A 20944-nucleotide genomic window follows, 5' to 3' on the forward strand; every position below is an offset into this window, starting at 1 on the left:
ACGGATACTGAACAGGCATCTCCCAACCCGCAAAATCAACCAACTTACCCCCCAACTCAACATGCAAAGCGTGAAGAGGCGTGCGTTTTAAGGATGAAGTCATGGTGGCCACCTGCTTTGTATCAGTTACCCAGAAACGTTCCTGTCAGTCTGACCCAAGCTGCACAGATTGCAACGATTCAGCCCAGGATTTCAGCGGATCGCCTCGATTACGGCAGAACAGTATACGGGTGCATGCATCAATAATGTTCCTATAGGAAACTTTTTTCCGTTAGGCAACACTCCTTGTTCGGAGTCAGTAAAACTGTGCCGAGCACCCGCCCATAGCTGGTGGACATCCCCGATAGTAACTTGGTTTCGCGTGGAAAATCATGAAATGGTCTTCAACTTACCTTCATTCCTCAAGGGAATGAACTGCGCGATCAAGCACCCTGAGACCCGCAATCAAATCCTCTTCGGCTGTGTCTTCGGCAAAATCGTGGCTGATTCCGTCAATCGACGGGACAAAGAGCATCGCAACCGGCATCAGGCGCGAGACATTGGTGGCATCGTGGAGCGCTCCGGATGGCATATTGCGCCAACGCCCAGGCGCAATGGCCTGCGCGCCGCTTTCCAGCGCACCGCGCAAAACCGGGTCCATGCTGACGGGCTCTAACCCCAGCATCGGGCCGTAGGTTAGTGTTACGCCCTGCTCTTCGGCAATCTGCTGTGCGGTCGCGCGAATGATGTCTTCCATACGCACCAGACGCTCAGGATCGCCGTCGCGCCATTGCATCGAAAACCGCACCCGTCCCGGCACGATAGAGGACGCATTGGGGTGAACATCAACACGCCCGATGGTCCAGACGGTTTGCGGCGTGACCACATTACGGAACCGGTCATTGAGGCGCGTGTTGAACAGCGACAGGGCCTGAAACGCGTCACGTCGCAAATGCATTGGCGTGGTTCCAGCATGGTTTTGCTGGCCTTGGAAGGTGATGACCATATCGCGGATGCCGACGATATCGGTGACAACGCCGATCTGTTCACCGGCTGCATCCAGTGCTGGGCCCTGTTCGATGTGCATTTCGATGAAACCGCTGAACCGAGCAGGATCAACAAAGCCTTGCGACTTCTTTGCCATTTCAGCCCGCGCGCTGCCAAAGGTGACGCCTGAGCCATCAATCAGCACGTCCGCCTGTTCCAAAGATAATCCACCTGACCAGACCGCCGATCCGGTGGTGACGCCGAACCGCCCCTCTTCGTCCTGAAAACTGACGACCGAGATGGGTCGGTCACTGGAACGCGCGATTTCCAGTGCCGCAATGACGCCCAGGGCTCCGTCCAGCCAACCGCCCTCGGGCTGGCTGTCGGAATGCGAGCCCATCAGCAGCGAGGGTCCATCAGCCAACCCGAACAGGTTTCCAACCGGGTCGACATGCGGAGTCAGGCCAGCCTCGGCCATGCGCGCGGCGAGCCACTGGCGCGCGGCGATATCAGCTTTGGAATAGGCGGGGCGGACGACGCCCTTGCCGACGCCCGAAGCCCCGAATGAACGCAGCGTGTGCAGATCGGTCAGAAATCGTGTGTGATCGACAGCCATGGGTCCTCCTTGTCGGGGTGACCATAGCGGTAAACTGCGCCTGATATAGGAGTTTTTTCGGGCCCGCGTGAAAGCCCTCTGGTCCCGGCCCCGAACCTGCCCTAAGACGTCAACGCAAGAGGGATCATCATGTCACATATCACATTAGTGCGCCACGGGCAGGCCAACACAACCGCACGGGATGAGCTGAGCTATGACCGGCTGAGCGAACTGGGTCACCAACAGGCCCGTTGGCTGGGCGCGCATCTGCGCGATACCCGCCTGCATTACCCTCGGGTTTATTGCGGCACACTCAACCGGCACGTGGAAACTGCGGCCAGCATGGGGCTGCCGCAGCCAACTCGGGATGCGCGGCTGAATGAGATCGAGTATTTCACCCTTGCCCAGTTGTTCCAACAGCAGCACGGGGTTGAAATACCAACCGACCGCGAAGGCTTTGTCGAGCACTTGCCCCGCACCTTTGCCGCCTGGTCCCGGGGCGAGATCGAAGATACGCCGGAAACCTTCGAAGAGTTCGAGACTCGCGTTCGCGATGCTCTGCGTGAGATAGGCACCGAAGGCGGTCCGGCAATTGTCGTGACCTCGGGCGGGCTGATCTCGATGGTGGTGCGGCAGGCGATGGGCTTGGATATCCCATCGATGGCGCGGGTGGCGCTTGCCATCATGAACACGTCGATGCATCGTCTGCACCCGATTGGCGCGCAGTTGAGTCCGGTTCTGTTCAACGCAGTGCCCCATCTGGAAGCGCCAGACCGTCAGTTCGCGCAGACCCATCTGTAAGGAGGCTACAATGCAACTTTATTATGCCCCCCGCACAATCTCGGTCGCCGTGGCAATTGCGCTGGAAGAGGCCGGGCTTGAGTATGAGGCCATCCAACTGGACTTTGCCGGAGGTGAGCAAACCAAACCCGCCTATAAGCAGATCAATCCAAAAGGTCGGGTCCCGGCACTGGTTGTGGATGGCGGCATTCTGACCGAAACCGGAGCGTTGCTGGAATACACTGCCGCTAAAGCGCCCGAGGCGGGATTGGTGCCATCAGATCCGGTTATGGCGGCGCGGATGCGAGAGGTGATGTTTTATCTCGCCTCGACCATGCATGTGAACCATGCCCACAAGATGCGCGGGCCCCGTTGGGCAGACAAGAAATCCAGCTGGAAAGACATGAAGGACAAAGTCGCGCAAAACATGACTGAGTCCTGCGCATATATCTCGTCGAACGGGTTGCGTGGGCCGTTTGTTTTGGGCGAGGCGTTCTCGCTGGCCGACGCGTACCTGTACGTGGTTTGCAGCTGGCTGGAGGGCGACGGTGTTGACGTCTCGGCCTTTCCAAAGATCATCGCCTTCCGCGAAGCGATGGAGGCGCGTCCCTCGGTACAGGCGGTACGCACTGCCGGTATGCTCTGACAAAAGGAATTGGAATGACACATCTCTGGGTCCGGGCAGAACAGCGCCCGAACGAGGAACGGGTCGGGCTGACCCCCGAAGGCACTGCCGCGTTGATCGCGGCAGGCATCCGCGTGACGGTCGAGGAAAGTTCCGTCCGCGCCATCGCAATTGATGGCTACAAGGACGCGGGCTGTGAAATCGCGGCTGAGAATTCCTGGCCCAATGCCCCGCTGGACGCGATCATCTTTGGCCTCAAGGAGCTGCCCGAGGACGGCACGCCCCTGCCCCACCGCCATATCATGTTCGGCCATGCCTATAAGGGGCAACATTCAGGACGCGCGCTTTTGCAGCGGTTCAAGGCTGGCGGCGGCACACTTTATGATCTGGAGTATCTGGTCGAGGAAAACGGCCGCCGGGTTGCCGCTTTCGGCTATTGGGCTGGGTACGCGGGGGCTGCCGTGACGCTCAAGACATGGGCGGCCCAGCAACGAAATGAAGAATGCCCGCCGGTTGGTGTTTATAAGAACAAAGACACGTTGAACGCCGAATTGCTGGCCGAGCTGGACTCCACCGGCGCCGACCGTCCCCGCGCCATCGTCATCGGTGCGTTGGGCCGTGTTGGCACAGGCGCGGCTGATCTCTGCGAGGCAATGGGCGTCAGCGTTACCAAGTGGGACATGGCCGAAACCGCCCGCGGCGGACCATTCCCAGAAATCCTCGATCACGACCTGTTCCTGAACTGTATCTTCGCTCGTCCCGGCACACCTGTCTTTGTCCCACGGTCAGCGCTGACCACCTCGCGGAACCTTACAGCTATCGGCGATGTGGCCTGCGACCCGGATAGCGATTACAACCCGGTGCCGGTCTATGACCGCGCGACCACATGGAATGCCCCCGCCTTGCGCGTGGCCACCGATCCGGTGATGGATGTTATGGCGATCGACAACCTGCCGTCGATGCTGCCTGTCGAAAGTTCCGAGGACTACGCGGCGCAACTACTTCCGTCGTTGTTGACCCTCACCGATCTGGATAGCGGCGTCTGGGGCCGGGCAAAAGCAACTTACAAAACTCATATTGAAGGGATCTGAGCGATGACGATTCACTGGTGCGGCACCGGCCTGTCGGCCATCCCCGGCCTGCGCCGTCTTATTGAAGGCGGGCACAAAGTCACTGTCTGGAACCGGACCATTGAGAAGGCCAAGACAGAGGTCGGTGACCTCACCGACGACATCCGCGCCTTCGACATCGACGCATTGGGTGCGGTGCTGGAAAAAGGTGACGCCATCGTATCGATGCTGCCTGGTGACTGGCATGTACCTTTGGCAGAATTGGCAATCTCGAAAGAAGCCAACTTTGTCTCTTCCTCATATATCGCACCTGAGATGCGCGCGCTGGACAGCAAGGCCCGCGAGGCCGGAGTAGCGCTGGTTAACGAAGTTGGGTTGGACCCGGGCATCGACCATCTGATGGCGCATGCGCTGGTTGCCGATTACCGCGCCTCGGACGCGTTTGATCCGCAAAACCACCTGAGCTTTATCTCTTATTGCGGAGGCGTTCCCAAGAATCTCAACCCGTTCCGCTACAAATTCAGCTGGTCACCTCTGGGTGTGCTCAAAGCGCTGCGCTCTCCTTCCAAGTCAATCCGGGACTACGCGCCGCTGGATGTCGCCCGACCTTGGGACGCGATCACCAGCTACATCGCACCGCTGCCCACTCCGGAAAGCTTCGAAGTCTACCCGAACCGCGACTCGATCCCCTTCAAGGCCGAGTACCAGTTCGAGGATCACTGGCCGGTCAAGGAATTTGTCCGTGGCACCTTGCGCCTGAACGGCTGGGCTGAGGCTTGGTCGGATGTGTTCACCGAAATCGAAACGCTGTCCGGCCCCGAAGGCGATGCGCGCTTGAAAGAGATGTCGGATCAGTTCTGGGCCGAGAACGCCTATGACGAGGGCGAGCCTGACCGCGTGGTTTTATGTGTGGGCCTGAAGGCGGAAAAGGACGGCGTTGAAGTTTGGCACAAAACCTATGTCATGGATGCCTGGGGCGACGCGCGCGGGACGGCGATGGCGCGGCTGGTTTCGATCCCGGTTTCACTGGCCGTCGAGGCCGTGCTGAACCGCGCTATTCCCGCAGGAGTTCACGCTGCACCCAGCGACCCGAAGCTGGTGCAGGACTGGATGCGCGAGATCGACACGCTGGCACAGCACCTGCAGATCGTGGACCACACGGCCTAAATCACAAACAGCCGCTCCGGTACCTTCGGAGCGGCTGCGTTCTTAATGCGGCTTAACCCGCTATCGTCAGATGTATTGCGCAATCACCGCTTCAACATCACAGCGATTGATGCCCAGTTCTGACAGATCGGAATCAGAAAGCCGGTTCAGTTCCTGGGCGGCACAAACGATATCCGCCCTGATCGCGTGTATTCTCATTGCCCGGTCAAACAGCATCAATGCGCTTTTTGAAGGGGGTTGTTTCGGGATTGGGTTGGCATCCAGCATACTTGTTACCTCAGCAAAATTTAAAATGGACCGATTTCCGTTCAGCGCCGGAAAGGCTTAAACGCCGTTCAGATAGGGTATGTTCTGATAGACGTTCCGATATACGCGCCGCCTGATCTCACCACGCGGAATGCCGATATCAAAAAGCTGACGATCGCTGAGTTCTTCAAGCGCCCGGATCGTGTTCTTGTAGACCTTGCGGCGCTGCCATCCTGACTTTGGCACTGTTTGGTTCACAAGTTGGCCAAAAAGCAGATCCCGATGATCTGCTCCGGTTGCATTGACATGTGCCATGACGGTTCCTCCTAGATTCATCGCTGTGTTTGATGAACCTGATCAAAGAACTCGACATTAACCCCGACGGAAGGCCGCATTAATTTTGCTTCATACGCTAGGATAAGCTGACCCGTCGCCAGATCACCGACTACATCAGATCGTTTTCAACGTCCTCGGCTGAAATACCCAGCGCATCCAACCCGTTTTCCAGATGGTCCGACAAATGCGGTGTTCCGATCAGATAATCCGCGCAAGGCGTCGAGGCTTCGGACTTAGCCGTCGCGATCGCTTCGGCCAAATCCTCGGCAAAAAAGCTTTCTCGGCCGATCCACATGACGGCTACCAGCTCTGCTTGCTCATCCTCACCCATACGGTCGATGAATGCGCGCAATTCGCCCTCGGCCCGGTCCAGTTCACGCCCCATCATGGCGACCTGGGCGATCTTTCTTGCCGAGATTTCCAACATCTGTCTCAACTCCTCGTGTTCGCGGTCCAGGCATTTCTGCACGATCCCGCAGGTGACCGTCTTTGATCTTGCGCAAAGCGGAGGGCTTTAGTGCCGCGACCGGGATACAGGCTGATCGGGAACCGGCGCGGTACGAAACGGGCTGAACCGCGCCCGTTTGAACCACAGCTTCACCGCCTGCCAGTGGATCAGAAACACCGCCCGACGCGCGCCGAACGGACGCCGCCAGAGAGACTTTAGAATGATCCGGTTGCTGTACGGCTGGCGCGGACCGGTCAGCGTGGCAATCAAACCGCCTCGGGCACGCCCATAATCGATCCAGACACCAACACGTTCGTCCTGATAGTCAAAGCGGAAGGTATAGGTGCCCTCGATCTTCTGAAACGGAGAGACATGCATCAGCTTGTCCGCAAGTATCCGATCGGTAGGTGCAATCGGTGAAAGATCGGGTTTGTGGCACAAGTAGCTATGGCGTGTGCCATAAGTGTTGGTCACCTCGGCCACCACAGCATAAAGCTGGTTATCTTTATCAAAACAGAACCAGAAACTGACCGGATTGAACACATGCCCTAACACACGGGGTTGTGTCAGCAAGGTCATCCTGTCCGGTTGTGGAATATCTTGCGCCTCAAAGCATTCACGCAGCCAGATCGCCCCGCGACCCTGACCAGGTTCACCCCCATGATCGCATTCTCGCCAGCTTGTCAGGTTCGCGCCATTGATCGAAAACAGGGATGGGGTCTTGGGGTGGGCCTCGGGGTCTAGCAAGATGTAATCGACGGAATAGCGAAACGCATTCTCGACCGCACCTTTGCGCCCGTGAAAGGTATGGCCCGCGATATAATCAATTCTGTTCATGAAACAGATTTTCCGTCCTGCCCGCAAATCATTCAATTGACATGCATTTCCGCATATCTGGTATCTCACAATACGATATTCAGCCGGTTTTGGATGAAATTTATCCAACCGACTGATCCACCTTGGGTGTCCCCACGTATTGTGGTTATGTTTACCGAGACTGACACCGCGACATTGGACGAACCGGCGGCAGAAGCTGCTGGAAGAATTGTTTGGCGCGGACTTAAGCGTTTTAAGGGCAACTCGGTGAACGGACAGAATAATACTTGTGGCGCCAGAAAGGATTGGGTGGAACACGTCCGTCGAATCCGAGACGCTCAGGATCAGGCGGCCTTCGCCGAACTTTTTCAGCATTTCGCGCCTCGTATCAAGGCGTTCCTGATCAAGTCCGGTTCGGATGCCGCCCTGGCTGAAGAATGCGCGCAGGAGGTCATGGCGACCTTGTGGCACAAGGCGCATCTGTTTGACCCGACAAGGGCAACGGTTGCGACCTGGGTGTTCACGATCGCAAGGAACAAGCGCATTGACGTATTGCGCAAGCAACGCCGCCCCGAACCCGAAGACCTCGGGTGGGGGCCGGAGGCGGAGCCGGAACAGGAAGACGTTCTAGCGCTGCAACAGGAAACCGCGCAGCTGCGTGATGCCATGGCGGCATTACCTGAGGCGCAAAGACAGCTGATCGAGAAGGCCTACTTCGGAGATCTGAGCCATCGAGAAATCGCATCTCAGACCGGGTTGCCCTTGGGAACGATCAAATCACGGATACGGCTGGCGCTGGACCGCTTGCGCCACGCGATGAACTGAGATGACGAGCATGAAAAACGAGATTAAACATCACCTGACAGACGACCTGCTGATGGCCTATGCCGCAGGCAATCTGCCCGAAGCGTTCGACCTGATGGTCGCAACGCATCTTTCTCTGTGCGACCACTGCCGCGCCCGCGCTGAAAGCTTTGACGCAGTTGGCGGATGCGTTTTGCAGGAACAAGATGCGTCAGCAAGCATGAGTGACGGTTCACTGGCGGCAACAATGGCATTGATTGCTCAGGGCGCACCAAAGGTGAAACCCGCGCACCCGTCTTGTGCAGTTCTTCCGACACCGCTGCAGGACTATGTCGGCGGCGACGTGAACGCGATCAAATGGAAGCCCGTCGGCATGGGTGTCAAACAGGCAATCCTGCCCACGACCAGCGAAGCCACCGCCCGGTTGTTGTTTATCCCCGCCGGGGCAGCGGTGCCGGATCACAGCCATAAAGGCATAGAACTGACGATGGTCCTGCAGGGTGCATTCTCTGACGAGATCGACCGCTTCGACCGCGGCGATGTCGAAATCGCTGACCAGTCTATCCATCATACCCCTACGGCAGATATTTCTGAAGACTGCATTTGCCTGGCCGTCACTGATGCTCCACTGAAGTTCCGCAAGCTGATGCCGCGCCTGTTCCAACCATTCCTTCGAATCTGATCCGTTGTGGTAGGGTTGTTTATCGACGCTAACTAAATCGGGGTTATAAATGTTCTTAAGGATGGCAGTCACAGCGCTTTTGCTGACTTTTGGAGCCAGCGTTTCCGCACAGATGTCCGCAGACGTTAAATTCCAACCGGGCAATTTCGGCACGATGGTGAATGGGACTGTCACCGGCGACGAATATTTCGACTATAAACTCGGAGCCAAGGCTGGGCAGGAGATGTTCGCCGACCTTAAGGTCAGTGACACCAATGGCAACGGCGTGATCTATTTCAACATCTTGCCGCCGGATAGCGACGGCGTCGCAATTTACAACGGCTCAATCGATGGAAATACCGCCCGGATCGAGCTTCCCGATGATGGCGACTACACCATACGTGTTTATCTGATGGGTAACGATCGCGACACAGGCAAGACGGTTGGTTACAATTTGGACCTGTCGATCCAATAACGCTTACCCTTCGGTTTTGCCCAGCGGCACGACGTTTGTTTGGTCATCCGGCGCAAGCTCTTCGAAATCGAAATTATCCAACCGTTGCGCCCGGCGACCCGCCTTTTCCGCGCTGATCTTGATTTCCGAGATATCCTTTGCAGCCTGCCCGAAATGACGGTCGAGGTTCGACACCCGGTCGCCTAAACGTTCCACATCCTTATGCAGCAGCCCCAATTCCTTGCGGATCGCACCGGCCTGTTCGCGCATGCGCGCATCTTTAAGGATCGCCCGCATGGTGTTCAGCGTCGCCATGCAAGTTGTGGGTGAAACGATCCAAACGCGTTTCGAGAAACTCTCTTGCACCAATTCAGGGAACTTGGCGTGCAGCTCGGCATAGACTGCCTCAGAGGGTAGAAACATCAGCGCACCATCTGCAGTTTCACCGTCCAGAATGTACTTCTCGGCAATATCGTTGATGTGCTTGCGCACGGTACTGCGGAACATCTGTACCGCTGCTTTCAGTTCCATGTCGTTGGTCGATCCGATCAGCGCCTCATAGGCTTCCAGCGGGAACTTACTGTCGATCACGATCGGTCCGGGAGGGTTCGGCAGGTTGATCAGGCAATCAGCGCGCCGTCCGTTCGATAACGTGGCCTGCAGCTGAAAACTATCTGATGGCAGCGCCTTTGAAACGATATCGTTCAGCTGGATTTCCCCGAATGCCCCGCGCGTCTGCTTGTTCGACAGAATATCCTGCAATGACAGCACGTCGCCTGAAAGCTTGGTGATATTGTCCTGCGCCTTGTCGATGGCTGCCAGACGTTCCTGCAATTGCGTCAGCGAGGTCGCCGTCTGTTTCGACGAACCATGCAGCGATTCCTTCATCCGCTCCTGCATCTCAGCCAGAGCGCGCGCCGATTTCATCGCGTTATCGGCCAGCCGGTCATTCATCTGCTGTTGCACCGATGACAGGCGGGATTCAACGGTCTGGATCACCTGCACCTGCGCGTTGGCTTGCGTGTCCGAGACATGCTGTAGGCCACCCCGCAGTTGTTCCTGCCCCTGGCCCAGTTGCTGCACATGCTGCCCAAGGTGCGCCATCTGCCGGGCCAGCGGCTCCGCCATCCGAGCTGAACGCTGTGACGCTCGAAGTGACAGAAACAGAAGCAGCAGAATCAACACCACCACCCCGCCTGCAATCAGGATGATAGGGTCATTCAATGCATATTGGGTGCCAGCAATCTCGATCATATCGCCTCAGATGTTCTTGTTTTATTCTTCATAGCCCGAGCGGGCCAGCGGATCAACTGCGGCCGAACAGGCGTTCGATATCGCTCAGCTTCAGTTCCACATAAGTTGGCCGCCCGTGGTTGCACTGCCCGGAATGGGGCGTCGCCTCCATCTCACGCAGCAGGGCATTCATCTCTTCGGCCCGCATCCGACGGCCAGACCGAACCGAGCCATGGCAGGCCACGCGGCTCAGGATCGCCTCGATCCGCGCTTGCACCATCTGGCTTTCGCCCTGATCGGAGAGCTCATCAAGGATATCGAGGATCATCGCGCGGGCATCGACCTCGCCAAGAATGGCCGGAGTTTCGCGCACGGCGATTGCTCCGCCACCAAAGGATTCGATGGTCAATCCAAAGCGCGACAGGTCCTCTGCAACGGCCATCAGACGTGCGCAGTCACCGTCTGTCAGTTCGACGATTTCGGGGATCAACAACGCTTGTGCGGCAACGCCATTTTCGGCCATCTGAGCCTTGAGCTTTTCGTACACCAGCCGTTCATGTGCGGCGTGTTGATCCACGATCACCATGCCGTCTGCCGTTTGGGCGATGATGTAATTCTCGTGCACCTGCCCGCGCGCCGCCCCCAAGGGCAGGTCTTGCGGCTCATCCTCCGGTGCAGTTTCGGGCACCGGTTCCACGATGCGTCCACTATAGTCCTGAGACAGTTCCGCAAAACCCGGAGATTGCGCCCGATAGGCCGCCTGACGCGCCGCGGGTGACGGGCGATCCATTTGATACACCCGCGCCGGGGTTGCGGGTGCGGGCTCGGGCCGCATCGCACCCAAGGTTGCGTTGGCCACGGTCGAAGATGCCCGGTGCCCGGCCTCGGCCAACGCGTGACGCAGGCTGGACACGATCAAGCCACGCGCGAGGCCGGGGTCGCGGAACCGAACCTCGGATTTTGCCGGATGTACATTCACATCCACCAGCGTTGGATCGCAATCTATGAACAGCGCCGCCGCCGGATGCCGGTCGCGGCTGAGGAAATCGAAATAGGCCGCTCGCAGCGCACCGGTCAGCATCTTGTCCCGTACGGGTCGCCCATTGACGAACAGATACTGCGCCACTGCAGCCCCGCGCGAATAGGTCGGCAGCGCGGCATAGCCATAAAGCCTGAGCCCTTCGCGTGTGGCATCGATCTGCAAAGCGTTCTCGGCGAACTCACGGCCAAGAACGCGCGCCAATCGGGCATGCAGCGCATCAAACAGATCGCCATTCTCGCGGTCGGCACGAAAGGTCACGCGGCCCTCTCCCCCACCCGAGACATCGCGCAGGGTGAACGCGACCGAAGGCTCGGCCATCGCCAAACGTTTCACAATGTCTGAAATCGCCTGCGCCTCGGCCCGGTCCGTGCGCATGAACTTCAGCCGTGCCGGGGTGGCGTAAAACAGGTCTCGCAACTCAACCACAGTCCCAGCGCGCAAGGCTGCTGGCTTCACTGCATCCATTTTGCCACCGGACACCTGGATCGAGGCCGCATCAGCACCCGAGACACGGCTGGTGATGGTCAAACGCCCGACCGCCCCCAGCGAGGGCAGTGCTTCACCGCGAAATCCAAATGTGTGGATATTCAACAGATCTGACCCGTCGATCTTCGATGTCGCATGGCGCGACAGCGCCAGAGGCAAATCCCGCGCTGCGATCCCACACCCATCATCGGTGACACGAATCAGGGTCTTGCCGCCATCCGCGACCTCAATAGCGATGCGTGTGGCCCCGGCATCGATGGCGTTTTCGACCAGTTCCTTGACGGCAGAAGCAGGCCGTTCCACGACTTCACCCGCTGCAATCCGGTTGATCGCTGCGTCATTAAGCTGCCGGATGACCGGTAGATTGTCGCTGATATTGGGGTTCGCATACACCATACCGCTAGACCTAGCATAGGCGCACGCGATTCGACCACCGGTTTGAATTGTGAAGAGCGGGCTTTAAACGAGGTATCCGGCCAGTTTGACCGCGCCGTTAAGGGGGTAGCGACTAAGGTCAAAACTGGCCGGATATACCAGAGTGAGTGGTGGTCTGGTGGTTTCCAATTGAAAGTTTGGTATCACCGAAAATGGAATAAATCTTGTTAAGAATTCGCGATTGTTTCCACTTGGCGAAGTTCAGCCGAAACTGCGTGATGGGCGTTGGCGTGAATACGCCAAGTCAAGCCTGACTGGGCGCTCCGCTGCGGGTTCGGCATGGGCCAAAAGCAGCGGTCAGCGCCAGAATCAGGCCTGATATCGTGGCGATCATTCCAGCGGCGCTGACAGCATCCGCAGCCCCCAACCACAATGGGCCATAGCCCGCTAAAATATAACCGGACACGGCGGAAAGGGTTGCGAACAGGAAACTCCAGACAATCTGGACTTCCAACCGGTTGGTCATCATCCGTGCCGCTGCTGGCGGGCAGATGAACATTGCAATCACGATGATCGACCCCACTGCATCAAATGCCGCGACAGCAGCAATCGCAGCTATGATCACCAGAGCCATCCCTAACGCACCAGTGCGGATACCAATTGTGCGCGCAAAGCCTTCATCGAAGGTCGATATCTTGAGCGGTCGCCAGAACAACCACGTGAACAGCAAGACCCCCGTCAGTGTCAGCGCAATGCGCGGCAATTCAGGTGGCAACCCTGCCAATGCCTGTAGATCCAGCAGCGACGACCAGTCCGTTGCATCCAGCCAGATCAAGCTTTCCAGATTGCCGTAAAGCGCATGTTCAACGTCCAAATGGACGGTCGAAGTGTCAGTCTGCTCAAGCAGTAGGACACCACCGGCGAACATGGTCGTGAATACGACACCCATCGCTGCCCCCGGCTCGATCTGACCCAATCGCCGGATCGCTTCGATCATAACCACGGCGACCACAGCAGCCCCTGCTGCGCCAAGCATCATCGGCCAAGTTGAAATTGCGCCTGTGAGCAGAAACGCGACGACAATACCGGGCAACACCACATGGCTGATCGCGTCGCCAATCAGCGCTTGCTTGCGCAGCACCAGAAAGTTGCCGGGCAGAGCGCATGCGATGGCCGCGAATGTCCCAATCAATAAAGGCGTCAGCGACAGGGGTACGAACTCTTCTCCGCTCATGGCGTGACCTCCTGCGGACCGCCGATACGACGATCGATCTCGGCGATCTGATCGCGAGTCAGCACAGTCTCGATATCGCGCAGCCCATCGTACAGCGCCGCAGTGGCCTCATGCGCCTGATCCGCGCGGACGATCTCCCACCGCTTTTCGTCTCGTAGGGCCTTGGCCGCACGCGCCCTCCCTTCCTCCGTTGCAACTCCATCGGCGCGCACAAGGCCGGTGCGGCGTAACAGGCGAATGGTTAGGGGTTCATAGATTTGCTGCCCCTGCGCCAGTGCAAGCAGTCCCTGCCGAATGTGCACTCGACGCTGGAACCGAAGGTGGCTGAGAATAGCTGCCAACACACCCCGAACCGGCGCGAACAGGAGCGACAGGGCAAAGAACCCAAAGCTGACCAGAACGATGATCGGTCCGGTCGGCAGGTTCGGAGCCGAGGCCGAAATACCTGCCCCCAGATACCCTGCAAGACCTCCGGCCAAACCGGCCAGAACGACCACGCGGTCGGATCGCTCCGTCCAGAACCGCGCTGTCACAGGTGGGATGATCAGCAGAGCAACAATCAGGATCAGACCAGCGATCTTTAGCCCGACCACGGTCACCGCCATCACGAGCCCCATCATCGCCAGATCAATCCGATGCACGGGCAACCCGCGCGCGGCGGCATATTCAGGATCGAAGGCGACCATCGTCATCGGGCGGCGGATGATCATCACCAGCACCAAAGTTGCCGCGCCCCCGATCGCGATGACCAGAGCATCCGCCCACAGCATCCCCGCAGTAGAACCCAGCAAGAATCCTTCCAATCCTGCCTGGCGTCCAACCCCCATGGTTTGAATAACCGTCAGCAGTACGACACCAAAACCGAAGAACACCGATAACACTGCGCCGATCGCTGCATCTTCTGCCAAACGTGTGCGACTGGTCAGCCAGTTCATACAGAGCAAACCAACCCATGCGGATATTGCCGAACCTGCAAGCAGTCCGATCAAGTTACGCCCATCACCACCGAGGGCCACCAGCACCATGAAGGCAAGGCAAACGCCCGGTAGGGTCGCGTGGCTGATGGCATCGCTAACCAGCGCGCGTTTACGCAGGAATAAGAACGTGCCCGTCACACCTGCTGAAACGCCCAGTAACGTCGCACCAATAGCAACCAGCGTGGCGTTATAGCCAAGCTGTAACGTCAAAGCCTCCCAAAGCATGATTACCCCAGCGCGCGCGAAATCTGATCGATTTGAGCCGTTGCAAGACGTCCGCCATAAGCGGCCTGCAGCGTTTCAGCGGTAAAGGCCTGCTCCACCGGTCCCTCGGCCACTTTGCGGGTGTTGATCAGGAACACATGGTCGAAATAGTCGGTGACCGTGGCCAGGTCGTGATGCACTACAACAACGGTCTTGCCAGCCTCTTTCAACGATTTCAGCACGGCGATGATCGCCTTTTCAGTCGCGGCGTCCACGCCTGCAAAAGGTTCGTCCAACAAATACATGTCGGCATCCTGTGCCAATGCGCGCGCAAGAAAGACCCTCTGTTGCTGACCACCAGAAAGCTGCCCGATCTGACGGTCGGCAAATTCCCGCATACCGACACGGTGCAGACAGTCCATGGCACGGGCGGTATGGCGGGCACGAACCCGACCCAGCAGGCCCAATTGACGCGACAAGCCCATCAGCACCACATCAATCACGCGCGTCGGGAAATCCCAGTCCACGCTGGCGCGCTGTGGTACATAGGCGATGCGTGCCCGCTGGTCATCGAGCGGCTGACCAAACACGGTCACCTGACCCGACAACGGAGACACGATCCCCAAAGCAGCCTTTAGCAAGGTTGATTTGCCAGCCCCATTTGGCCCGATAATCGCCGTCATGGCGCCGGGCTGCACCGTCATATCGACCGAGAAAACCGCTGGCTTCTGACCGTATGAGACTGTCAGACCACGAATGGCGAGGGGGCAAAGATCGATGTCCTGCCCGTCGACAGAAACGCCCTGAACTGTTGCGAGTTCAATCATGGTTTAGAACCCCGCCGACAGTTTGCCGTTCATGCCACGTTCGGGCACATCCGCCCCCAACGCGCCGGCAATCACGGTAATGTTGTGATCGAGCATACCGATATAGGTACCCTCATAAGTGCCCGGTTCGCCCATGGCGTCGGAATAAAGCTCTCCGCCGACGCCCACTTTGTGACCTTCGGCCGAAGCACCCTCGATCAAGGCACGCATGGATCGATCTGAAACGGAACTCTCCACAAACACGGCGTTCAGCTGACGCTCTACCAGAGTTTCGACCAACTCACCGATCCGGTTCAACCCTGCCTCGGATTGGGTTGAGATGCCCTGAATACCCAGCACCTCATAGCCATATTCATCACCGAAATAGCCAAATGCATCATGCGCAGTCACCAACACGCGGTTGTTTTCGGGAACGGCCGCCAAAACCTGCTTGCCATAGGCGGCCAGCAGATCGATCTCGGCCAGAAAAGCTTGTGCGTTGGCTGCGAACTCATCTGCCGCTTCGGGTCGGGCTTCGGTCAGAGCTTCCTGCACTTCGATCACGACATCGCGCCACAGAACCGGGCTCATCCAGACATGCGGGTCAAATTTGTCAGCGTAATCGTCATGGGCGCGCAGTTTCGATGTGTCGATGCCATCCGCCACGGCAACCACTGTCCGCTTGCGGCCCAGATCGTCAAAGAAACCTTCCATCTGAGCCTCTAGATAGAGGCCGTGCCACAGCACCAGATCAGCGCGGGTCATCGCAACAATATCGGTGCGGGTCTGGCGATAGGCGTGCGGGTCGACACCGGGTCCCATCAAGCCCTTAACGTCGACCTGTTCACCGCCGACCTGGCGCGCAGCGTCTGCAATCATGCCGGTGGTGGCGACGACTTTCAGCGGCGCTTGAGCGATTGCGGCGACGGGCCACACAAACACGAGAGCCAATGCCGTAAGTAGCGATCGACGAATCATTTCAGACTCCGAACGGTTATCCTGTTAAGTCAAAATATGAGAACCATTCGCAACTAAGTCAATGCAAATGCGAATTACTCGCAAGAAAGCGACTATATTTGTCCATTTGGTCAAAAATTTGCCCCTTACGACGCTGGCACACCTTCCCTTTCGCTGCGACCCATGCGATTTTGACGCGAACCTCCAAAAGGACGGAATAATGGAAACGCAGAGCTCAGAAAGCACCGTGCGCACCCCGCATCTGCCGCAAGTGACCGAGCCCCGGAACCCAGGAATGGATCTGGATCTGGATTGGGTGCGGGCCGTGCAGGCCAACACTTCGGCCATCGAGCGCCGCGCAGCGACGCTGCCCGGTCGGCGGTCGGTGAAAAAAGAATACCAGGCCGCATGGCTGCTCAAGGCGATCACAATGATCGACCTGACCACTCTGTCGGGCGATGATACGGTTGGGCGGGTTCGTCGCCTGTGCGCAAAGGCTCGTCAGCCTGTCGCGGCTTCGGTTTTGCAGGCGCTGGACATGCCGCCGATCACAACCGGAGCGGTGTGTGTCTACCATGACATGATCGAAACGGCTGTGGACGCATTGGAAGGCACTGGTATTCCGGTTGCGGCGGTATCCACTGGCTTCCCGGCCGGGCTCTCTCCGTTTCATCTGCGTGTGGCAGAGATCGAAGAAAGCGTGAAGGCCGGAGCCGAGGAGATCGACATCGTCATCTCGCGCCGTCATGTGCTGTCTGGCGACTGGCAGGCCCTGTATGATGAGATGAAGGCCTTCCGCGTCGCCTGCGGCGATGCACATGTCAAAGCCATTTTGGCGACCGGAGAGCTGGGCAGCCTGCGCAACGTCGCCCGTGCCTCGCTGGTGTGCATGATGGCAGGGGCAGACTTCATCAAGACCTCGACCGGCAAAGAAAGCGTCAACGCCACCTTGCCTGTGTCGTTGGTAATGATCCGAGCCATTCGCGACTATTATGACCGCACCGGCTATCGCGTAGGCTACAAGCCTGCGGGTGGGATTTCGAAAGCCAAGGATGCGCTGGTCTATCTGTCGCTGATCAAGGACGAGCTGGGCGACCGCTGGCTGGAGCCGGACCTGTTTCGCTTTGGCGCCTCATCACTGCTGGGCGACATTGAGCGGCAGTTGGAACACTATGTCACCGGCGCTTACTCTGCCGGTTACCGTCACTCCATGGGCTGAGGACAAAAACAATGACAGTCAAAGAGATTTTCGAGACCATGGACTACGGCCCTGCCCCCGAAAGCGCAGCCGAGGCACTGGCCTGGCTGGTCGATCAGGGCGACAAGTTCGGCCACTACATCGATGGCGCGTTGACCAAACCCGGCAAAGGGTTCGACAGCCGCAACCCAGCAACCGGAGAGGTGCTGGCCAAGCTGACACAAGCCAAACAGGCTGACGTAGACGCCGCCGTTTCTGCAGCGCGCAAAGCGCAGCCGAAATGGGAGAAGCTGGGCGGTGCCGGTCGTGCGCGCTACCTCTACGCGATTGCGCGCCTGCTGCAGAAGCACTCGCGTTTGTTTGCTGTGCTCGAAAGCCTCGACAACGGTAAGCCGATCCGAGAATCCCGCGACATCGACATCCCCCTGGCACAGCGGCATTTCTACTATCACGCCGGCATGGCGCAGTTGATGGAAAGCGAATTGCCAGATGCCGAAGCACTGGGTGTTTGCGGCCAGATCATCCCGTGGAACTTCCCGCTGCTGATGCTGGCGTGGAAGATCGCGCCTGCAATCGCAATGGGCAACACGGTGGTTCTGAAGCCGGCCGAGTACACCTCGCTGACCGCGCTGCTGTTTGCCGACATCTGCCTGCAGGCCGGGTTGCCGAAAGGCGTGGTCAACATCGTCACAGGTGATGGTGCCGTTGGTGAGATGATTGTGTCTTCGGACGTCGACAAAATCGCCTTTACCGGCTCGACCGTCGTGGGCCGTCGCATCCGTGAAGCGACCGCTGGCTCTGGCAAGGAACTGACGTTGGAACTGGGCGGCAAGTCCGCCTACATCGTCTTTGACGACGCCGATATTGATTCAGCGATCGAAGGCTTGGTCGACGCGATCTGGTTCAACCAGGGCCAGGTCTGCTGTGCGGGCTCGCGCCTTCTGGTGCAGGAGGGTATCGCTGATCGCTTCCACGACAAATTGCGTGCCCGGATGGACAATCTGCGTATTGGTGATCCGCTGGACAAGTGCATCGATGTGGGCGCGGTTGTGGACCCGGTTCAGTTGCAAACCATTAAAGGAATGGTCGAGAGCAACACTGCGGGTCACGTGCATCAGGCGGCCTGTGAGCTGCCCTCGAATGGCTGCTACTATCCACCAACGCTGATCTCTGGGCTCGAAACCTCCGATCCGCTGATGCAGGAAGAAATCTTTGGCCCGGTTCTGGTTTCTTCGACCTTCCGCACCCCGGAAGAAGCGGTCGAGTTGGCCAACAACACCCGCTACGGGCTGGCCGCGACTGTTTGGACCGAGAACGTGAACCTCGCGCTGGATATCGCGCCCAAGCTGGTTGCGGGCGTGGTCTGGGTGAACGCAACTAACCTGTTCGACGCTGCTGCCGGGTTCGGCGGTGTACGCGAAAGCGGCTTTGGCCGTGAAGGCGGTTGGGAAGGGCTGACGGCCTATACAAAGCCCAAAGCCAAGGCCAAACCGCTGACGAAGATTGAGGCGGCAATGGGCGAAGGCGCTCCAGTCGATCCTATTGACCGCACCGCCAAGATGTTTGTCGGCGGTAAGCAGGCGCGACCCGATGGCGGCTATTCGAAACCCGTCTGGGGCAAATCCGGCCTACTTGGCCATGTGGGTCTGGCCAACCGCAAGGACGTACGCAACGCGGTTGAGGCTGCAGCGGGTGCAAAAGGCTGGTCCAAGACCACCGGCCATCTGCGGGCTCAAATCCTGTATTACATCGGTGAAAACCTCTCGGCACGTGCGGGCGAGTTCGCTGCTCGTATTGATGCGATGACCGGTAAGAAAGACGGCGCGAAAGAGGTTGAGGCCTCGATCCAGCGACTGTTCACCGCCGCCGCCTGGGCGGACAAGTATGATGGTCAAGTACATGGTGTTCCGATCCGGGGTGTCGCCATTGCCATGAAAGAGCCGGTTGGCGTGATCGGCGCCCTGTGTGCGGACGAAACACCCCTGTTGGGTCTAGTTTCGGCCATGGCGCCAGCGATTGCGATGGGCAACCGGGTGGTTCTGGCGGCAAGTGAGCCCTACCCGCTGGCAGCAACGGATTTTTACCAGATCCTAGAAACCTCGGACGTGCCCACCGGTGTGGTCAACATCCTGACCGGCAGCCACGCAGAGCTGGCAAAGCCGCTGGCCTCGCATCTGAACGTGGATGCGGTCTGGTCGTTCTCGTCCACCGATCTGTCTAAAGATATCGAGGTCGTCTCGGCCGGAAATCTGAAGCGGACTTGGGTCAATAACGCGACGGCATTTGACTGGAGCGTGGACCATTCGCGCCGCTTCCTGCAGGCTGCGACCGAAGTGAAAAACATCTGGGTGCCCTACGGAGAGTAAGGCCCCCGTACCACCGGAGGCCTAAATGGATTTTTCAAGTAAGACCGTCATCGTCATTGGTGGCACCAGCGGTATCAATCGCGGCATTGCCGAGGCCTTTGCGGCCTCGGGTGCTAATCTGGCTGTCGCCAGCCGGTCGCAGGAAAAGGTTGATGATACCGTGGCTGCGTTGAAAGCAGCAGGCGCATCCGACGCGATCGGCGCGGCGTTCGACGTTCGCAATCCAGAGTCCGTAGCCGAAGGCCTTAAGCAATTCCACGACGCTTTTGGAGATTTCGATGTCCTAATTTCTGGTGCTGCCGGCAACTTCCCAGCGCTGGCATCTGAAATGTCGGTCAATGCATTCAAGGCGGTCATAGATATCGATCTGATGGGCACGATCCACGTCATGAAAGGGGCCTACCCCTATCTCAAACGTCCCGGTGCCAGCATTATCAACATTTCGGCCCCGCAATCCTATCTGCCTTACGAAGGGCAAGCCCATGTTTGCGCCGCCAAGGCGGGCGTTGATCAGATCACCCGAACCCTTTCAATGGAATGGGGCGTCGAAGGGATTCGCGTGAATTCGGTCGTTCCGGGTTTTATCGAAGGAACCGAAGGCGCAAAACGGCTGGCCCCTACCGAAAACGCCCATGAAGAGCTGCGTCGGGATGTCCCGCTGGGTCGCTGGGGTCAACCTCAGGATGTGGCAAATGCCTGCCTGTTCCTTAGCTCTGATATGGCGAGCTATATCAGCGGAACAGTCATGGCCGTTGACGGGGCTTTGTATCAGCGCGGCTCGGGCAAGTTTGGCCAGATGATGGGTCAGATGCTGCGCGCAGCGAAAAAGGGCCAGGCTTAAGTTAGAACACAGGGGTCCGATTGGTGACAAACTTTTCAGTGGCTGGGCTTTATTTCCAACCTACCAAATTCAAGAGCTTCTGAAATAGATACCCGCTGCTACCAAAAGCGATGTCAGCGTACCAGCCACCACGTAAAGTGCGAAAGCGCTGAGCAGAGATTGACCGACAACCAAAGCGGCAGCAAAGGTTAAAAACCCTGCAAGTATTCCCAATCCCATTATCGCAACTATCATGGTGCCGCTATCCGTCCCAAGCC

Annotated in this window: 22 protein-coding genes; 10 read left to right on the forward strand and 12 right to left on the reverse strand. The window is 58.2% G+C overall.

Annotated elements, in window-relative coordinates; genetic code table 11:
- Nucleotides 1-394: 394 nt before the first annotated feature.
- Nucleotides 395-1582: a Zn-dependent hydrolase gene (locus ACR0AY_RS17410; protein ID WP_480454469.1), complete on the reverse strand. Its 1188-nt coding sequence runs from the start codon at nucleotides 1580-1582 to the stop codon at nucleotides 395-397.
- Between the two features lie 129 nt (nucleotides 1583-1711).
- Between ACR0AY_RS17410 and ACR0AY_RS17415 the strand changes: the two genes are divergently transcribed.
- Genes ACR0AY_RS17415 through ACR0AY_RS17430 form a run of 4 tightly spaced genes read left to right on the forward strand, consistent with a single transcriptional unit; the run spans nucleotide 1712 to nucleotide 5203 of the window.
- Nucleotides 1712-2362: a histidine phosphatase family protein gene (locus ACR0AY_RS17415; RefSeq protein WP_170514965.1), complete on the forward strand. Its 651-nt coding sequence runs from the start codon at nucleotides 1712-1714 to the stop codon at nucleotides 2360-2362.
- Between the two features lie 10 nt (nucleotides 2363-2372).
- Nucleotides 2373-2987, forward strand: a complete 615-nt coding sequence (locus ACR0AY_RS17420) for a glutathione S-transferase family protein (RefSeq protein ID WP_170514968.1) — start codon at nucleotides 2373-2375, stop codon at nucleotides 2985-2987.
- Nucleotides 2988-3001: 14 nt separating this feature from the next.
- Nucleotides 3002-4057 (forward strand): saccharopine dehydrogenase, encoded by a 1056-nt coding sequence (locus ACR0AY_RS17425; protein WP_170514970.1) that lies wholly within the window; start codon nucleotides 3002-3004, stop codon nucleotides 4055-4057.
- A 3-nt stretch (nucleotides 4058-4060) separates the two neighbouring features.
- Nucleotides 4061-5203, forward strand: coding sequence for a saccharopine dehydrogenase family protein (locus tag ACR0AY_RS17430; protein ID WP_480454471.1), 1143 nt, complete (start codon nucleotides 4061-4063; stop codon nucleotides 5201-5203).
- 66 nt (nucleotides 5204-5269) lie between these two features.
- On the opposite strand, the gene ACR0AY_RS17435 is transcribed toward ACR0AY_RS17430, so the two are convergent.
- The 4 genes from ACR0AY_RS17435 to ACR0AY_RS17450 all read right to left on the reverse strand — a co-directional run bounded on the left by ACR0AY_RS17435 (nucleotide 5270) and on the right by ACR0AY_RS17450 (nucleotide 7070).
- Nucleotides 5270-5401 (reverse strand): DUF1127 domain-containing protein, encoded by a 132-nt coding sequence (locus tag ACR0AY_RS17435; protein ID WP_170395084.1) that lies wholly within the window; start codon nucleotides 5399-5401, stop codon nucleotides 5270-5272.
- Between the two features lie 126 nt (nucleotides 5402-5527).
- The gene (locus ACR0AY_RS17440; RefSeq protein ID WP_170394595.1) at nucleotides 5528-5764 is read right to left on the reverse strand and encodes a DUF1127 domain-containing protein; all 237 of its coding nucleotides are present in this window, start codon (nucleotides 5762-5764) and stop codon (nucleotides 5528-5530) included.
- Nucleotides 5765-5894: 130 nt separating this feature from the next.
- On the reverse strand, nucleotides 5895-6212 hold the full coding sequence (locus ACR0AY_RS17445; RefSeq protein ID WP_170408475.1) for a DUF3775 domain-containing protein: 318 nt from the start codon (nucleotides 6210-6212) through the stop codon (nucleotides 5895-5897).
- 87 nt (nucleotides 6213-6299) lie between these two features.
- Nucleotides 6300-7070, reverse strand: coding sequence for a DUF1365 domain-containing protein (locus ACR0AY_RS17450; protein ID WP_170514973.1), 771 nt, complete (start codon nucleotides 7068-7070; stop codon nucleotides 6300-6302).
- 288 nt (nucleotides 7071-7358) lie between these two features.
- Between ACR0AY_RS17450 and ACR0AY_RS17455 the strand changes: the two genes are divergently transcribed.
- The 3 genes from ACR0AY_RS17455 to ACR0AY_RS17465 are packed head-to-tail and all read left to right on the forward strand — an operon-like array spanning nucleotide 7359 to nucleotide 8989.
- Nucleotides 7359-7874 carry a sigma-70 family RNA polymerase sigma factor gene (locus tag ACR0AY_RS17455; RefSeq protein ID WP_370644455.1) on the forward strand — a complete coding sequence of 172 codons (516 nt, stop codon included), beginning with the start codon at nucleotides 7359-7361 and terminating at the stop codon, nucleotides 7872-7874.
- A 10-nt stretch (nucleotides 7875-7884) separates the two neighbouring features.
- On the forward strand, nucleotides 7885-8535 hold the full coding sequence (locus tag ACR0AY_RS17460; RefSeq protein WP_170514976.1) for a ChrR family anti-sigma-E factor: 651 nt from the start codon (nucleotides 7885-7887) through the stop codon (nucleotides 8533-8535).
- 49 nt (nucleotides 8536-8584) lie between these two features.
- The gene (locus tag ACR0AY_RS17465) at nucleotides 8585-8989 is read left to right on the forward strand and encodes a hypothetical protein (protein WP_480436536.1); all 405 of its coding nucleotides are present in this window, start codon (nucleotides 8585-8587) and stop codon (nucleotides 8987-8989) included.
- Nucleotides 8990-8992: 3 nt separating this feature from the next.
- On the opposite strand, the gene ACR0AY_RS17470 is transcribed toward ACR0AY_RS17465, so the two are convergent.
- The 6 genes from ACR0AY_RS17470 to ACR0AY_RS17495 form a co-directional block, all read right to left on the reverse strand.
- Nucleotides 8993-10222, reverse strand: a complete 1230-nt coding sequence (locus ACR0AY_RS17470) for a DNA recombination protein RmuC (protein WP_170426200.1) — start codon at nucleotides 10220-10222, stop codon at nucleotides 8993-8995.
- 52 nt (nucleotides 10223-10274) lie between these two features.
- Nucleotides 10275-12125 (reverse strand): DNA mismatch repair endonuclease MutL, encoded by a 1851-nt coding sequence (mutL, locus tag ACR0AY_RS17475; RefSeq protein WP_480454473.1) that lies wholly within the window; start codon nucleotides 12123-12125, stop codon nucleotides 10275-10277.
- Between the two features lie 283 nt (nucleotides 12126-12408).
- Complete coding sequence (locus tag ACR0AY_RS17480) at nucleotides 12409-13338, reverse strand: metal ABC transporter permease (RefSeq protein WP_170514983.1); 930 nt, start codon at nucleotides 13336-13338, stop codon at nucleotides 12409-12411.
- Nucleotides 13335-14540, reverse strand: a complete 1206-nt coding sequence (locus ACR0AY_RS17485; RefSeq protein WP_170514986.1) for a metal ABC transporter permease — start codon at nucleotides 14538-14540, stop codon at nucleotides 13335-13337. The genes ACR0AY_RS17480 and ACR0AY_RS17485 overlap by 4 nt, the downstream gene beginning before the upstream one ends.
- Before the next feature lie 2 nt (nucleotides 14541-14542).
- On the reverse strand, nucleotides 14543-15346 hold the full coding sequence (locus ACR0AY_RS17490; protein ID WP_170514990.1) for a metal ABC transporter ATP-binding protein: 804 nt from the start codon (nucleotides 15344-15346) through the stop codon (nucleotides 14543-14545).
- 3 nt (nucleotides 15347-15349) lie between these two features.
- Nucleotides 15350-16303: a metal ABC transporter solute-binding protein, Zn/Mn family gene (locus tag ACR0AY_RS17495; RefSeq protein ID WP_170514993.1), complete on the reverse strand. Its 954-nt coding sequence runs from the start codon at nucleotides 16301-16303 to the stop codon at nucleotides 15350-15352.
- Between the two features lie 199 nt (nucleotides 16304-16502).
- On the opposite strand from ACR0AY_RS17495, the gene deoC reads away from it, so the two are divergent.
- Genes deoC through ACR0AY_RS17510 form a run of 3 tightly spaced genes read left to right on the forward strand, consistent with a single transcriptional unit; the run spans nucleotide 16503 to nucleotide 20687 of the window.
- On the forward strand, nucleotides 16503-17501 hold the full coding sequence (gene deoC / locus ACR0AY_RS17500) for a deoxyribose-phosphate aldolase (protein ID WP_170514996.1): 999 nt from the start codon (nucleotides 16503-16505) through the stop codon (nucleotides 17499-17501).
- An 11-nt stretch (nucleotides 17502-17512) separates the two neighbouring features.
- The gene (locus ACR0AY_RS17505) at nucleotides 17513-19846 is read left to right on the forward strand and encodes an aldehyde dehydrogenase family protein (RefSeq protein ID WP_170514999.1); all 2334 of its coding nucleotides are present in this window, start codon (nucleotides 17513-17515) and stop codon (nucleotides 19844-19846) included.
- 25 nt (nucleotides 19847-19871) lie between these two features.
- The gene (locus tag ACR0AY_RS17510) at nucleotides 19872-20687 is read left to right on the forward strand and encodes an SDR family oxidoreductase (RefSeq protein ID WP_170515002.1); all 816 of its coding nucleotides are present in this window, start codon (nucleotides 19872-19874) and stop codon (nucleotides 20685-20687) included.
- Between the two features lie 69 nt (nucleotides 20688-20756).
- On the opposite strand, the gene ACR0AY_RS17515 is transcribed toward ACR0AY_RS17510, so the two are convergent.
- Nucleotides 20757-20921, reverse strand: a complete 165-nt coding sequence (locus ACR0AY_RS17515; protein WP_170515005.1) for a hypothetical protein — start codon at nucleotides 20919-20921, stop codon at nucleotides 20757-20759.
- Nucleotides 20922-20944: the final 23 nt, after the last annotated feature.

The organism is Ruegeria sp. A5 (assembly GCF_056543005.1).